Source organism: Amphibacillus jilinensis Y1, assembly GCF_000306965.1.
Lineage (GTDB): Bacteria > Bacillota > Bacilli > Bacillales > Amphibacillaceae > Amphibacillus_C > Amphibacillus_C jilinensis.
Map to the genome: position 1 here is coordinate 1,125,098 of NZ_JH976434.1, position 16,638 is coordinate 1,141,735.

General features: G+C 36.7%; 12 protein-coding genes. 1 reads left to right on the plus strand and 11 read right to left on the minus strand.

Annotated features, from left to right (window positions below):
• Nucleotides 1-148 precede the first annotated feature (148 nt).
• The 4 genes from B494_RS0105770 to B494_RS0105785 form a co-directional block, all read right to left on the minus strand.
• A complete protein-coding gene (locus B494_RS0105770; protein WP_017471427.1) occupies nucleotides 149-1,147 on the minus strand; it encodes a LacI family DNA-binding transcriptional regulator in 999 nt (332 codons plus the stop codon).
• Between the two features lie 365 nt (nucleotides 1,148-1,512).
• Nucleotides 1,513-2,337 (minus strand): carbohydrate ABC transporter permease, encoded by an 825-nt coding sequence (locus tag B494_RS0105775; protein ID WP_017471428.1) that lies wholly within the window; start codon nucleotides 2,335-2,337, stop codon nucleotides 1,513-1,515.
• On the minus strand, nucleotides 2,337-3,224 hold the full coding sequence (locus tag B494_RS0105780) for a carbohydrate ABC transporter permease (protein ID WP_017471429.1): 888 nt from the start codon (nucleotides 3,222-3,224) through the stop codon (nucleotides 2,337-2,339). The genes B494_RS0105775 and B494_RS0105780 overlap by 1 nt, the downstream gene beginning before the upstream one ends.
• Nucleotides 3,225-3,419: 195 nt before the next feature.
• Nucleotides 3,420-4,733 (minus strand): ABC transporter substrate-binding protein, encoded by a 1,314-nt coding sequence (locus B494_RS0105785; protein WP_017471430.1) that lies wholly within the window; start codon nucleotides 4,731-4,733, stop codon nucleotides 3,420-3,422.
• Nucleotides 4,734-5,165: 432 nt separating this feature from the next.
• On the opposite strand from B494_RS0105785, the gene B494_RS0105790 reads away from it, so the two are divergent.
• On the plus strand, nucleotides 5,166-6,611 hold the full coding sequence (locus B494_RS0105790) for a DEAD/DEAH box helicase (protein WP_017471431.1): 1,446 nt from the start codon (nucleotides 5,166-5,168) through the stop codon (nucleotides 6,609-6,611).
• Between the two features lie 448 nt (nucleotides 6,612-7,059).
• On the opposite strand, the gene B494_RS0105795 is transcribed toward B494_RS0105790, so the two are convergent.
• The 7 genes from B494_RS0105795 to B494_RS0105830 form a co-directional block, all read right to left on the minus strand.
• Nucleotides 7,060-7,833 carry a DeoR/GlpR family DNA-binding transcription regulator gene (locus tag B494_RS0105795; protein ID WP_017471432.1) on the minus strand — a complete coding sequence of 258 codons (774 nt, stop codon included), beginning with the start codon at nucleotides 7,831-7,833 and terminating at the stop codon, nucleotides 7,060-7,062.
• 55 nt (nucleotides 7,834-7,888) lie between these two features.
• Complete coding sequence (locus B494_RS0105800) at nucleotides 7,889-8,752, minus strand: ketose-bisphosphate aldolase (RefSeq protein ID WP_026065163.1); 864 nt, start codon at nucleotides 8,750-8,752, stop codon at nucleotides 7,889-7,891.
• A 21-nt stretch (nucleotides 8,753-8,773) separates the two neighbouring features.
• On the minus strand, nucleotides 8,774-10,165 hold the full coding sequence (locus B494_RS0105805; RefSeq protein ID WP_017471434.1) for a PTS fructose transporter subunit IIC: 1,392 nt from the start codon (nucleotides 10,163-10,165) through the stop codon (nucleotides 8,774-8,776).
• 1 nt (nucleotide 10,166) lies between these two features.
• Nucleotides 10,167-10,625 carry a PTS sugar transporter subunit IIA gene (locus B494_RS0105810; protein ID WP_017471435.1) on the minus strand — a complete coding sequence of 153 codons (459 nt, stop codon included), beginning with the start codon at nucleotides 10,623-10,625 and terminating at the stop codon, nucleotides 10,167-10,169.
• 489 nt (nucleotides 10,626-11,114) lie between these two features.
• Nucleotides 11,115-12,935: a GAF domain-containing protein gene (locus tag B494_RS0105820; protein WP_017471437.1), complete on the minus strand. Its 1,821-nt coding sequence runs from the start codon at nucleotides 12,933-12,935 to the stop codon at nucleotides 11,115-11,117.
• A 50-nt stretch (nucleotides 12,936-12,985) separates the two neighbouring features.
• Nucleotides 12,986-14,602: a FapA family protein gene (locus B494_RS0105825; protein ID WP_017471438.1), complete on the minus strand. Its 1,617-nt coding sequence runs from the start codon at nucleotides 14,600-14,602 to the stop codon at nucleotides 12,986-12,988.
• Nucleotides 14,603-15,170: 568 nt separating this feature from the next.
• The gene (locus B494_RS0105830) at nucleotides 15,171-16,580 is read right to left on the minus strand and encodes a family 43 glycosylhydrolase (protein WP_017471439.1); all 1,410 of its coding nucleotides are present in this window, start codon (nucleotides 16,578-16,580) and stop codon (nucleotides 15,171-15,173) included.
• Nucleotides 16,581-16,638: the final 58 nt, after the last annotated feature.

The following is a 16,638-nucleotide window of genomic DNA, read 5'->3' on the forward strand; positions in this document are numbered from 1 at the left end:
AGAGAAAAACCAACAATGCACACAACCAAACATGTTAATCGTTACCACATGCACATGCGGAGAGTTACTGCTCCGTTGTAACACACTTTGCATAGCTTTACATAAAGCGCATTCATTATTTTCATGATTTGATCTAGTTAAGTAATACCTATGTGGTACTTCCTTTGATCAGTTCAACATTTACCACCTTATTCTGAATGGTGCTAACATCCTCGTTCTCCAAAATTAAATCAATCAAAGTCGAAGAGAGAACATGCCCAATTTGATCCGTTGGTTGACTAATTGTAGTGAGTTTTGGTGTTTGTAATAAACGCGTAAAGCCATGATAGTCATAGCCGACAATTTTTAGCTGATCGGGGATCGCAACACCATTATTTGTAGCCCACGCATACAATACATAGGCAAGCAAATCATCACTACAAAATACACCGTCAAATTCATTTATATAAGGTCCTACTTCTTTTTTAATAAACGCATACAAATCATCATATTTATATATTCCAAAGAAATTATTTTTATTTTCAATAATTTTATAGGGAATGTCATTTTCTTTACACGTTATACTGAATGCGCTTCCGCGACGATTCGATAACATATCCCTTTTAAACGGACCAGAAATATGCAACAGCCTCTTGCATCCTTTGTCTATTAGATGTCGCGTTGCCAATACACCACCAAGATAATTGTCCGAACCTACATAAGGGATATTCGATATAATTCTATCAAAGGTAACAATCGGAAAATTTAAGCTTTCGTAATGTGACACTTCTAGCGTTTGACCACACATAATTATTCCCGCAATCCGATTTGCTTTAAGCATATCAATATAGCTTTTTTCTTTTTCATAGTCATCTAGAGAATTACAAATGATTGTCTTAAACCCATTTTCATTTGCATTAATCTCAATATATTTTATGACTTCAGAAAAAAAGGGGTGGCTTGAATCCGGTACAATGACACCGATAAATGTCGTTTTACTGTTCTGTAACGATCTTGCTATTTGATTGGGTTGATAATTAAGGTTTTTCATAGCAGTTTCTACTTTTTTACGCGTTTCTTTTCCAATATAGCCTCGATTATTAATAACCCTAGAAACGGTTGTAACAGATACGCCTGCCTTCTTAGCTACATCCTTAATGCTCGTCATTGCCATTCTCCTCGTGTCTATTGATTACCATCATTTTTCACCAGGACGTGTCATACCCGGTGTATTATAATTTGTGTTGCTAGCCCATACTTAAGCTAACAAGAAAGGTTTTAATTATTATAATGCCAACATAGTTAGATAATGATAGACAAAACGATTATCATTTAACTAGATTGACTCACGTATTGTTGTTAACTTCAACGTTTTATTATAACATTTCTAATGAAAGATTAGAAATATATGGACAATAAGCACGTACTTTAAATTGGATATATTCTATTGCCTGTTTAATCAATACCACTCTGAAATCTCTAACACCATTTCTTTGCTAACCGAATGACACCCTTTCATTTTCAAATTCACATTTATTTAATTGCTCCTTCAACAACACCACGCACAATATGTTTTTGCAAGATAAGAAAGAATATAATGATCGGAATAATCGCAAGAACAAGACCCGCCATTGCTAATCCGTAATTGTTGGTATAGGTTCCAAAGAATGAAAATGTCGACAAAGGAATCGTTCGTTCCTCTGCTGAAACTAATACTAACGATGGCAATAAAAAGTCATTCCAAATCCATAACACATCTAGGATTAAAACCGTTGATGTAATCGGTTTTAAAATAGGGAAGATGACTTTCCAAAACACTTGTAATCTCGAGGCTCCGTCAATAATCGCGGCTTCTTCAAGTTCAAATGGAATATTTTTAATAAACCCATGATAGATAAATGTTGCTAGACTTAAACCAAAACCCAAGTAATAAAACATAAGCACATACTTACTATCCAGCAGCCCTAACCTTCCATAAATCGAAACAAAAGGAATCATTAAAGATTGAAACGGAATAATCATCGACATCACTAATAATAAGAAAATAAACCTATTTACCTTCCACTTCCATCGAACAAGAAAATAAGCCAACATCGATGAAAATACAATAATTAATAAAGATGATCCAATCGTTACAATTAATGAATTTTTTAATGCTGAAATAAAGTTCATTGCATTAAACGCTTGAATATAGTTACTAAAGCTAAACACTTCCGGTAATGCTAATGGATTTCTAACAACAGACAAATTATCCTTGAAAGAATTTATGATAATGATGATAAATGGAAAAACAAATGCTAAAAATAAAAAGAGGGATAACAAATAATAGAGTAGAGATTTAATTTTTTTCGATTTCATTAGGCTTCAACCTCCATTTTCTTCATAATCCCTACCTGTGTAACAGCTATTAACGCAACAATAATAAATAACACCAAAGCCTTCGCTTGACCTTCACCAAACCGTTGATAAGTAAAGGCCTCTTGATATATGTGCATAGCAATTAATTCAGTAGATCGGAAAGGTCCACCGTCTGTGAGCGATAAGTTTGTATCATAAACAAGGAAACTTCTCTGCAACGTCAAGAAGAGACTTATGGTAAAAGATGGGATCATTAATGGGATTTTCACTTTAACCAACTGTTTAAAAGCGCTCGCTCCATCTAATAGTGAAGCTTCCATCAATGACTTGTCGATTCCCATTAAACCAGCGATATAAATCAACATCATGTATCCCGAGCTTTGCCACACACTGACAATGATTAACGTCCATAAAGCTGTTTCGGGATTAGCTAGCCATGATACAGAAAAAATCCCCCAACCCAATTCAACTCCTACACTTACAAAAGCTCTAGAAAAAATAAACTGCCAAATAAAACCTAAAATAATTCCACCAATTAAATTAGGTGTGAAAAAGCTTAGTTTGAAAAACTCTTGCCCTTTTCTACCTTGTGTCACAAGCAAAGCAAGCCCGAACCCTAATACATTTGTTAACACTAACGTGTAAACAACATATTTAAATGTAGCGACTAAACTACTTCCAAAGTTAGGATCAGAAAAAGCGTTTATAAAATTTTTAAATCCAATAAATTCAAATAATGAGCCTGTCAAACCTGTCCACGTTGTTACTGTCATTAAGATACCTATAACAAAAGGAACAATCATAACAAGAAAGAATACTAATAATGGAATAAAACCAAAAAGCCCAAAAACTTTTAACCTTTCGGAAATTTTCTTTTCATGATACATAACACTTCCTCCAATAATTTTATAGTATTTATTTTTTTAACTTGAAATGATACCTCCAAAAGATTAATTTCTATTACGCTTTTAGCACCTTTACTACTGCTACTATTGCTACAAGTCATTGCACAATAGTCTGAACGACCATTTAAAACAGGAACATTGGGACAAGCCAAATGACGCTCACCCCAATGTTATATTTTATTCTGAATCTACCGAAGACCAATACGCCTCAAATTCTTCCGCTAAATCAGCTCTATCAATTCCATCAGCTAGATATTTTTCTAGACTAGCACCCATGACATTCATTGCATCTGAAGGATAATAGCTAACAATAAACTCTAGTGTATTATCATTATCCATATAATTTACTATATCTTGTGAAAGAGGATCTTCAGGTGCCATATCAAAATTATCTGATACTGGAATTAAATTTAATGTGTTCACATAATGATCTTTTCCGGTCTCTGAAGAAACTAACCAATTTAAAAATTCTTTAGCAGCTTCTTGCTCTTCTTCACTCGCTTGCTCAGCATCAACTGCCCAAAACGAAGGTGCACCTACTGAAATATGACTGTTTCCGAAATCAGATGCATCATTACTAATTGGCACAGGCAAAAATCCGAACTCCCCATCAGGATTAACTGCTTGTATTTGCGGATAAGCCCAGTTACCCATAAACCATAGACCTACGTCTCCACTTGCTAATTCTAACGGTGCATCATCATAAGACGGAGCCAATGGTGCACGCTTATGTTTATTAAATTCTTTCATGATATCGATGGTGTCTACCCAGCCATTAAAAATATCATTTTCAGTAAAAGTTATTTCTCCATTTAAAGTATCTTGTAAAAACTGATGCCGCTCATCTCTGTCAGATGACTGACTAGCAAACATCGCATTGGTGAGGTGCGCGCCTAATGACCAATCCATTGGTGACACAGTTAACGCATCCACACCGTCTAATGCATCTATTTGTTCAAATAAACCTTTAAGATCATCTGTCGTTTTGACAGTTTGTGGGTCAAAACCACCCGTTGCTTCATCTAGGACTTCTTTATTATAAATAAAACCAAAACCTTCAACGCCTAATGGTTGACCTAATACTTTACCATCATAATTTACACGTGCATAATAATCTTCATCTACCGTATCAATCCATGGCTCCTCTGATAAATCGAGCAGGCTATCTTTGAATTCGTCAATTTCCATATTAGCTAATGTAATGGTCGGAGCATTACCCGAGGCATACAATGTCGTCATTCTCTCCAGTACGACCTGGCCACCTAAAGGGATTACGGTAACCTTAACACCAGTTTCTTCAGTGAAATCAGCAACAACTTGATCAAACTGCTCAGTGATCTCGGGCTTCGTTAGTAAAATAGAAATTTCAACGTCACTACTTGCTGCTTGCTCTGTATCATCAGAAGAGCCTCCGTCATCATTTGAATCCCCACAAGCCACTAATAAAAGAACGAATAACAATCCTACAATCCAAATCATTTTTTTCTTCATATTAATTAAACCCTCCCTTTTGTAAGTGCTTACATAACGTATGTTAACCTACTTATTTTTTTATGTCAATCGTTTTCATAAAATTATTATGTCACTCCTTGTTTTCTATATTAAGTTGATTTTAAATATTATTGATCTTATACAAACATTTCTTAACATTGCTATTTTAACGGTTTTTTTAGTTTCTTTTAATATCCTGCTTAGTTAGTGAAAATAAGGTGGTAACGATACCACATTATACCCATACATTACTACATTACAGCGTTTTTGGTAATCAATCTTTCAAGAATGTTCTCTCATTAATTTAAAAAATAAAGAATAAGCCGATTTTTTTCTTACTTTCAAGTATAATAAGCTATATTCAGGTCATGTATAGAATCATTTGTGGACAACATCCTATGCATATAACTAAAACAAAAAAGAGGTTGAATAATGAGTGAAAAAAGTTTTGCCGATTATCAGGTAAGTGACGAGATAAAACAAGCATTAATGTTGCTAAAGTACAACACCCCTACAGAAGTGCAAAGCCAGGTAATTCCTTTAGCATTAGAAAATAAAGACCTCGTCGTCAAAGCACAGACAGGGAGCGGAAAAACTGCAGCCTTTGGTATTCCTATTGCCGACAAGGTTGAATGGCTTGAAAATAAACCGCAGGTCTTAATCCTTACCCCGACACGAGAGCTTGCGGTACAAGTTCGTGAAGATATAACGAATATTGGCAGATTTAAGCGAGTGAAAGCATTGGCCATCTATGGAAGAGAACCTTTTAAACCCCAACAGGATGCGCTAAAACAAAAGACGCACGTTGTTGTTGGAACGCCCGGACGCGTGCTCGATCATATCGATCGCGACACGTTGCCACTAGAACACATAAAGTATTTGATCATTGACGAAGCAGATGAGATGCTTAATCGTGGGTTTATCGATCAAGTTGAAGCCATTATTAATGAGCTCCCCTCCAGTCGTGTGACGATGGTGTTTTCGGCAACCTTCCCTGAAGATATTAAAAAGCTATGCCATGACTATATGCATGAACCTTCCCATATCGAGATTGCATCAACAGGGATTACCGCTGATACGATTGAACACGCCTTGATTGAAGTGAAAGAAGGAGACAAGATTCCACTCCTTAAAGACTTGACGGTTATCGAAAATCCAGATAGTTGCTTAATTTTCTGTCGAACGAAAGAAAACGTTGATAGCGTCTATAGTGAATTGGATCAAGCTGGCTACGCTTGCCAGAAACTCCATGGTGGACTTGAGCAAGAAAAACGTTTTGCTGTTATGGATGGCTTCAAATCAGGAAGCTTTCGATATCTTATTGCAACAGATGTTGCTGCGAGAGGGATTGATGTTGATGATGTCTCCCTTGTGATTAACTATGATGTTCCATTGGAGACTGATGCCTATGTACACCGAACAGGCAGAACCGGACGAGCAGGCAACAAGGGAAGGGCAATCACGTTTGCCACCCCTTATGAAGGGAAATTTATTAGAGAGATTGAGAACTATATTAACTTTGCGCTTCCCACTATGGAGCCACCAGCTCATTCAGAAGTAGTGAGCAACAAGGATGCTTTTGAGGAAAAACAGCGTAGCAAGCGGATTGTAAAAAATAATAAAACAGCCCGAATGAATCAGGATATTTTGAAGTTGCATTTCAACGGAGGGAAAAAGAAAAAACTTCGTGCCGTTGATTTTGTCGGCACCATCGCAAAAATCCCTGGCATCACCGCAGAGGATATCGGGATTATAACCATCCATGAGCAAATGACCTATGTTGAGATCCTAAATGGAAAAGGGTCGATTGTTATGCAAGCAATGGAGAATACGACGATTAAAGGCAAAAAGTTGAGAGTGAGTAAGGCAAGAAAATAATCATATCGATAACGCCGTCCAAGTCCCCCGTTTGGGGTGACTTGGCATAGCCAGCGCTTTAATCCACTTAAACCTTCTAATATTCATAATATCTTCAAGAGTTTGAGAAGCATACATGGATAAGCCTATTACTATTGATATTTCACCAAATCGACCATGCCTTAATAGAGCTGGAAACGAGTCAAGCTACTGCTTTTTAAAAACCCGAAGGTTACTAAACATCTAGACAATTGACCTCGACTTTTCAAAGTAAGCACAGATAAACTTTTTCAAGTACTTCATGGCAGCTATGAACACAATGCAAACCATTAATTATTGTACTGGTGGTTTGCATTGCAATTGAATACCCCCGTTACCCCGCCTAACTAAAATATCCATTAAAAGGGAAATGGCTGCACCCATTATGTGCTATGTAATCGTTATATTGACCGCATTACTCATCAAAAGCTTAATAAAGCACCTCAATTTTATGGTGTTGAAGCTTCTCTAGCTCTGACTCCGATAATGAACGATCAATGATCATGTAATCTACATCCGCACAATTTAGGCTCTGATTTAAATATTTCTGGTTAAACTTATCACTTGTTACCATTAAAACGAGTTCCTTCGAGCGTTTATGAAAGGCTTGCTTAATCAGTGCTTCTCCTTCCGTAATTTCAGTTGCACCCACAGTAAAATCAAATCCCCGACATGAAACAAATGCAAGATCGACATGATAGCTTAAAGCATCGTTGAACGCTTTTGAGCCATTCACAGTGAAGCGCTTAGGTACGATGGAACCGCCAAGTATGTTGACATCTGCAGATGTGTACTCTGATAATAAACTAGCCGTAATTACACCATTTGTAATGACCTTTAGCCCGTTAAATCGATTTAATTGGTTAACAAGGTGCAAGGCTGTACTACTAGAATCAATAAATAAGCTCATGTCATCTTCTATTAATGTCTCAGCGATTTTTGCCATCCGCTCTTTATTCTTCTCATCATTAAACTTGTCTACTTTCATCAGATAGGGGATATCAATCTTCTGACGATCAATAATTACAGCTCCACCTCTAGTCCGTCGAATAAGCCCTTTATTCTCTAGCTCAATTAAGTCCCGTTTAATTGTTGCTTCACTATAATTAAGTAAATCAACTAAATCGATTGTCTTCATAAAATTCTCTGCCTTTAAGTGATTAACAATTTTATCTTGCCTTTCCCTTTGAATTGCTGTAACCATTCTAACCCCTCCAATTGATTAAAGGCATGGACATTTTGTCCACGCCTGATCTTATTTAATACAAATCTGCTTTACCAATCGTATTAAGAATTGTAAGCTTGTGTTTAACAACCTCTTTTACTTTATTATTTGCCGATGGATAGACTTGATTGGGCTCGTAAACACTAGGGTTTTCAAGCAATAAACGTCGTACTTCATCAAAAAATACACTTTTTAAATCAGATGACAGATTTACTTTACCTACCCCATATTTTACAGCCTCACTAACCTCAGCATCAGGATTTCCAGACCCTCCGTGTAAAACAAATGGAATATCTATACGTTCACTTAAATCTTTTAGTAACGTTAGGTTCAACTCCGGCTTAACCTCCTTCGGGTAAAGACCATGGGCCGTGCCAATAGCCACCGCAAGCGTATCGATGCCAGTTCGATTGACAAAATCAACAGCCTGGTCGGGATCAGTATAAATAATTGTATCAGATCCGCCTTCATAGGAGTCTCCGTTATTACCAATAGTACCCAATTCAGCTTCGACTGAAACACCTACCTTATGGGCAAGCTCGACAACCTGACTTGTCAAAGCTACGTTATCTTCATAGTCAGCAAGGGAGGCATCAATCATCACAGAGGTATAGCCATTACGAATGGCACGCATCACGTCACCAAGGGTACCACCATGATCCATATGAATAACAACCGGAACCTTACTTTGGTATGCATATGCTTTTACAGTGGCAACAAAAGCATCACCTAAATACTCTATTTCATCTGGATGGATTTCAAGAATCACTGGTGCATTTTGCGCCTCTACCTCCTCCATTATTGCTTTTAGCATATCATAGCTACAAATATTAAAGGCTGGCACTGCAAATTTATGAGCTTTAGCTACCTGTAGTAGTGCTTTCATTGTATATAGCAATTTAAACAATCCCTTCTTATTCTATATTGTATTTGTTAATGCTTCTTGCTTTATTGGTTTTTTAAGTAGCCCAATCATTACTGCTGTCACTAATGTACCTACAACTAAAGCTAACAGATACATAGGCAAGTTATTAATAACATTAGGTATGAACATCACCCACACACCACCATGTGGGGCCATAGACGTTACACCAGCAGCCATAGAAATAGAGGCTGCTACTGCTGAGCCTACCATTAAGCTAGGAATTACCCGAATTGGATCAGCTACTGCAAATGGGATAGCACCTTCTGTAATATATGAGGCACCTAATACCCAACAAGACTTACCAGATGTTTTTTCTTCCAATGTAAACTTGTTTTTAAATATTACTGTTGCTAAAGCAAGTCCTAGTGGCGGTGTCATACCCGCCATCATACACGCTGCAATAGGTGCATTAACACCAGCTGACATGAGTCCAATTGAAAAGGTCGAAATAGCCTTATTTATCGGCCCCCCCATATCCGCTGCCATCATAACCCCAATCAGTAAGCCAAACATCAATCCAGAAGTCTCGCCTAAACCATTTAAAAATTCAGTCAGCCCATTTAATACCCATGAAATTGGTGTGTCAATGAGGAAAACCATCGCCATTCCAACAATAGTAATCGAGATTAACGGCACAACAATTAATTGGAAAATAGCTGAGATTGATTGCTTAACATGTATTTTAGTTGCCGTAAAATCAGTTACATAGCCTGCTAGAATTCCACCGATCATCCCTCCCAGAAATCCCGATCCGCCAGCCGCTGCTAACGTTCCCGCTATTAAACCTGGAGCAAAGCCTGCTCGCCCAGCAATTGACGAAGCTATCCCCGCCGCTAGAGCAGGCACCATTAGGGCAAATGCTGTACCACCACCAATTTGTGATAGTGCACCGGCAATGACATTATATTTCCCGCTGTCGGGATCAGATGCTTCAATTCCAAAAGCAAAACTAATTGCAATAAGAATACCACCAGCAATTACAAATGGAAGCATGTAATTGACACCATTCATAAAATGACTATACAACCCCTTTTTATGACTAGATACTGAGCTATTCTCTTCCGTATCTTTACTGGATTGAAACGTGCCTTCCCCTCTGATCGCCTCTTCTAGAATAGTAATGGGATCTTTGATCGCTTTAGATGTTGACACCTTCTTAATCGTTTTCCCCGCAAAGCGACTTAGATCAATCCCTTTATCAACCGCGAGGATAACGACATCTGCTTCTTTAATTTCTTGCTCTGTCAATACATTCTCCGTTTTAGCGCCCTGAGTTTCAATTTTGACTTGATGTCCCTCCGCTTCTGCCGCTTTTTGCAACTTTTCTGCCGCCATATAAGTATGGGCGATACCGGTCGGACATGCCGTAACACCAATGATTTTCATCTTATTCGCCTCCTAAGCTTGTTAAAATAGAGCGTATTTCTTCTGCATCTTTGGCCATCTTGATGCTCGCCTTAAACTGATCATCCATTAACTTTCTTGCTAAGAAGCTAAGCAGCTCGAGATGCGTATTATTAGCCTGATCAGGAACAGCAATCATAAAAACACACTCAACACGTGATCCGTCTAAAGCCAAGTAGTCCGTCAGCTCATCTACATGAGCGAAAGCGATCGTTGGTTTTATTACAGCCTTTGATTTCGCATGTGGAATACCAAAGCCTTCCTCAACACCTGTAGAAGCTTCTTTTTCTCGCTTTTTTAAATCTTTTATAAAACGTCTTGCACTTGTTATACATCCATTATTTTCAAGGCTTAGAGCTAGATTATTAAACAATTCTTCCTTTGTCTTAATCGTTAAATCAAAGACAATATTTTGTTTATCTAACACCGATGATATTTGCATATCACCCCTCCTATCTCAATTTGGTAAGCGCTTACCATGACAATGTCATTGTAGCACCATGATCTATTTAGTTCAATGAAATGAACGAAAGTTTACATTTTGGATTTAATAGAGGCATATCATGCATTTTAATGAACGAAAACAGTCATTTAGTTTTTTAACTTGGGTGAGCGTTATATGGCAGACAAGGGGAGAAAATGAGATTAGTATTATTGCATTTATAGAATGGAAATACTTTGTTAGCAGAAGAAATGACGAAGACATGTTAGTAAGACAAAAATAAACTGATAACAGCATAAGATTATTGTTAGTACTACAATGATTCGAATCGTTTGTGGCAAATTGATTCTTAAACCTCAAAATAGAAAATCTATTGAGGTGGGTAGTAGCTCTATGGCATCCGTATAGCCAGAGGTTTTCAAAGACTAGCAGTAAAAAACGAGCTTGTGCTACAAGCTCGTTTAGTTTGATATTTAACAAGTAATGACATTAAAAACTAAAGTTTAATATATCCTCTTTCTGTTCAACATTAGCTATGCTATGCCATTCCTTACTGTTTATTTCATGATCAGATAACATAAATTCATACCCATTAAATTGATAGTTTTGACATCCCACCAACGCCTGTTGCTGCTGATGCTCATGATTAAATGGACCACTATTTGTTCTTTTATAATAAACAAAAAAGGGCACTTGATATTCCTTTAAAGCATGTAGTTTATTCTCAACGTCTTCTAAAAATTTTTCTCTTTCATTAAGCGTGTAATACTGTTTAATTTTACTGTTTTGGTCAATTTGATAGATGATTGGAGAAATATTTTTCGTTATGGTATCAATAAGTAAAACTTCCTCTTCCTTTAAACTATCTTTGGCTTCTAACACAATTAAAAAACCAAAAGGCAGTGGATTATCTTCCATTACCATTGAATCGTCAAGGCCTTTAGATGTTAATATAGGTGATATGACTACGCAATTTGTTTCATTAACTAGCTTTTGCATCTCCTCATTGAAATACTTCTTGATAGCTCCCTCTGAAAAACCATATAACGTCTCTCCGCTAAAGGTATCTTCCCATTGATCATTGATCAGGAATAGCTGCTCATCAGCTTCTAACCCTATACTACTTGTTATTTTATACTGCCCTTCTTGTTGAAAAGCAAAAAACATTTTTTTAACCCCAAAGTAAAGTTGTAATGTCTTAGCTGTTAGGTGAGTTAATTCCTCGATCGTTCGGCAATGGTTAATATTTCTTACCAATTTGTTTAGACTAGATAAAACCTTAAACTTCCTATCAATCTTTTGTTTTTGAATGGCAAGCTCATCAAACATCATTGCATTATTAATTGCTATATAAGTAGAACCTGCTAATGATTCAATTAATTCAAACAGCGATGGATCGTAATCTTCTTTATTTAATGGTTGGCCTAATGTTACCAAACCCAAAATTTCCTCTTTTACAATAAGCACAATATACTTTGCATTTAATTGCTGAAACACCTCATAATTAACGAAAAGTTTTTGAATGATATTGGCATCTCGCTCAATATGCAAGACAATCGGTTCACCTCTATAACGTGTGTCAACTAACTCTATTTCTGTATAGTATTTTTGATAATTAGTAACGTCACGGTAACCCTTGATTTTTATGACTTCAGTAACAGCATCATATATACCAAAAGAAGTCACCCTACTACCTGATACTTCACTAAATACTTCCGTGGCTATCGTGTAGAGTTTTTCCAAAGTCACTTCAGATAACATCACTTTCGTATTTTGATTAATTGCAAACAAGTCGAAATTCTTCTGATCTAATTTAGCATTCGATTCTTTCAATTCAGCAAAATAGTTGCAATTTTCCAATGAATTGTTAATTAAACGCATCAAAGCATCTGCAATGATGTAATCATCTTTCTTAAAATCATCAACAACTTTTCCATTAGTTAAAATAAAACCAACCATGTAATTGTCAACCATAAGCGGAATAACCAATTTGATATTAAACTGCTCTATGATTTGCTTTGAAAAAAACGCATCAAAGTTATCGACAACAATATTACCAAAGTGAGCTGGAAAATGACGTAGCTCTGTAGAATCTGGAATTATACATTCATCAAACGGATATAACCTGTTGTACTTTAAAACATACGCATCGTTACTTTTTATAAATAACGCAGATGCATTTAATGTTAAAATTTCATTTGAAAATTCAAAAGCAAATTCTGTAATTTGCTCTGTATTAAAACGCTGCGTGAAAAATTCAACAGCCTTTAGCAAACCTTCATACCTATACAAACGCTTTACTCGATCCATAAGAATCCCCCATTTATGCACAATTAAGTGAAATCGACCCAATCTTCGAATTATTCAAAAAACAGTTTGCCTTTTTTAACATAATACATCCCTGTCATCGATTTCTTAAGTTTCTTCTGAATATTTTTAATTTGCATCGTCGTTTCAGGATACGCTTTATAAATGGCTTGTATCTCTCCCTCTCCCTTCGTCTCCAAGAAAGAAACAATTACTTGCCTTTGTTTTTCCAACATAAACACTTCTTGACTAAGCTTCTCTTGCACATCGAGATTGTTTTCATACTCTTTTAAAGCATTAACTTTACCATCAGACTCTTCCTGTAGACTGAAATAGGTTTCATACACTTCTAATTCTCTATTTACTTTCTCTAATTCAATCAATCGTTTTTTATAGTCTTTCAACAACGCTTCTAATTGTTGTTTTAATTCTAATCGATTAAAGCCTTCAATTTTAATCTCGGTTTCACGTTCATATTGATTGCCAATAAAAGCTGATATAACCTGAACCTTTGCTTTGACACTTCCCCCAATTATCTTTCCTTTGTGCTGATCTAAGACAACTTTTTTGGCCATCAAATCACTTCCGATAGAGTAATATCCAATATTTATTTCATTCCCCGCGACAATTGTACATTCATTGGCATGTTTTATATACACGTTTTGCGCAGCTTCGATGTAGGCTGTTCCCTTACCAAATACGCCACCTTGTATATATACATCCCCTTGTCGAGATATAATCTTATCTATTCCACCAATACCCAACGGGTTTAATATCGAAATATCCTTAGTCGCAGTAACTGAAAAACTATCAGTAACCGTCCCGGTTATCTTGATGCTCCCATCAAATTCAATATTTCCAGTGTCTACGCCAACATCCCCCGTAATCACTAACATATCATCAACTTTAATTTTTCCATTTTCAATGACAACCGCTCCATTTTTCTTCGCATATAGCGTAATGGCGCCATTCTCTTTTACTTCCTTAACAGATTTAGGATCGAACTTAAAAAGAGATTCGTTTCCTTTTTTAGCTGGAAGTATCTCACCAGTAACTGTCCACCCAGGGGTACCCTCTGTTGCTATAATTTTTTCACCTAGCCAATCGCCTTTAGCTACTTCATCAATAAGGTTCATTTCATAAAAATTAGCCGAATGATCTTCGTTAATTTGTGGTCTTTTTTCTGAGAGCTCAATATATCTGACCTGTGCACCTTTTCCATCAACCGGCTCAGCACCCCGCGCAATAACGACCTTTTCGTTAAAAGGAAGTTCGTTTTTAAGAACTTCTGGTAATATACCATCCGTCACTCCTGCTGTTTCCAGTGCTTTTAATATTTCAGATACCATATGTTTGTGATCACATACTTCAATTTCTTCCTCTAACAAGTTCAACTTTATTGATGCTTCAAGCAAGTCTTTAGAAAGGATCACTTCAATAATAGGCTTAGCTTCTCCAATAACGACTGGCTCATTTGTGGCATTTTCTATCGCTTGTTTCAGTTGCATAAAGTTAGAAATCTTGATCATAGGAAGTTCTGCTAAGATTGAATTAAAATCGAGCAAATTAAACCCCTGTTTACTTACCGCTATCAAGACTAAATGCTCCTCTGCCCACAAGCTAAAATATTCATGATCAACTAATTTTCTTTGTGTTTTATTTGTATCCATATACCCTACCCCTTAGTTAGAATACTTTCGCAACATAAGAATAAATGAGTCTTTTGATTTATGACAATAGTTCCGTAATTCTTCTATACCAAGTATAATATGATCATTAATAAATTGATATAAATTATTAAAAAAAAGCTGGATTAAGATGCTTTCTATAATGATTTATATATAGATTTGTCACAAAAAAGGTAACTATATACTTAACAATGACACAATTTAATAGCAATTATAAATTTTAACATCTCAGAAAAGTGAAACAAACATTTAAAAAGACGTGAAAGTAGGACAAGGGGACATAACAGCTCGTGAAGCGGGAAGTTTGCGAAATAAGGAGTAGATTGCTCAACTTTAAAAGAGTGGAAGTTCATGTTTCTCACTCCCACCCTACTCACCATATTTTTTTATAAAAAGGCTCGCTAAATCAATACGCATGATCTCTACTAACTGTCTAACTAATGAGACTGTTAAATATTTCCAATTTACTAAACGAACCTTCAATCGGGACTTTAGCGGGCGTTTTACGAAAGGTGATCTATGATAAATGTGATCAAATCTATATCAAATCTCATTCAAGAGTAAAAGAAGCTAAACTTGCTCGGCCATTACCTGTATAAGTTAAATAAATGGACTGAACACCATCTGGAATAACCACTTCTGATCGATATTCTGTCCATACATTGGTAAACGCAACCGGAATGGTCGTAAGTGTTTCTCCATCCCAGGATGTTTTTACTTCAAATGCTCCACTACAATAGCCCCTCACCTTAATTGTGATCGCTTTAATACCTTGGCAATCAAAATATTTAAATCCTGCTGTGGCCGATTCGGTCATGTTGGCAATGTACCCTATCTCTTCGTCTCCATCCTTGCCATCTTGCGTAATTTTAGGAAAGTGAGAATCCATCCACAAATCACCTGTGTACATCGCCTCATCATTACAGAACAGATGACACGCAATATAGGCTGGATACTCTCCTCTACCCACAAGTGGACCACCATTAGAACCACAGGACGTCATCTCTACTTGAGGAATCGTCCCATCGCTTAGTATCTCAATCGGCTCGACACATCCCTGTCGACTAAAATTAGATCCGTTCGTATGGCGGTGATAAAAAATGTACCAACTTCCTTTTATATCAACAATACTCCCATGATTATTACCACCATAGTACATCGGCTTTTCAGCAGGCTTATAGATATCAATATGAAGATCGTTATTGCTTACAATCACCCCGCCATAAACAAAACCCTTTGTCGGGTGCTTACTCGTCGCATAGCACAATTCATGCATGACAATGGAGGAATAAATAAAGTAGTAAGTATCATCTTTTTTCCTAATTGAAGGTGCTTCAAAAAATTCGTGCCCTTCAAAGCCACTACCTGCACTATAAGGCTGACTTGGCATGATAAATACCGGATCCTCTAGTATCGTCAACATATCTGCATCAAGCACTGTCGCCATCGCCCCACTCCTTGATCGATCGCCTGGCCCACAAAATCCCGTATAAAGATAGGTTTTATCGCCTTCAGTTAATACACCTGGGTCAAATTGAGGTTCATCACCTTCTCGTTCCCCTAAACGTGTACCATCAGAATAATGAACATACCCGTAAAATTCGTATTGCCCAGCAGGTGTATCTGACACCGCCACGGAGACGATTGGAACCTTGTCTAACACATAGTATAAGTAATATCGACCGTCTGGCCCAACAGTGACATCCGGCGCATAAAGACACATGTTAGCTGCTGTATTCAGTGGATCATCAGTTTTTTTATAGATCACACCTTCATATGTCCAATTTGCTAAATTATCGATCGGCGCAGACCAGCATACGTAATCATTAAGACAATATGCATGGCCGTTAAAACGATCATGTGAGCCATAAACATAAATACGATCATTAAAGACATAAGGTTCACCATCAGGAATATACTCCCACGAGGGGAGATAGGGATTAAAACCTTGTTTTTTCATTAAAAATGCACCACCCGAATTTTAATTTTTAATTTTTTTATTGATCATCATTAAACAG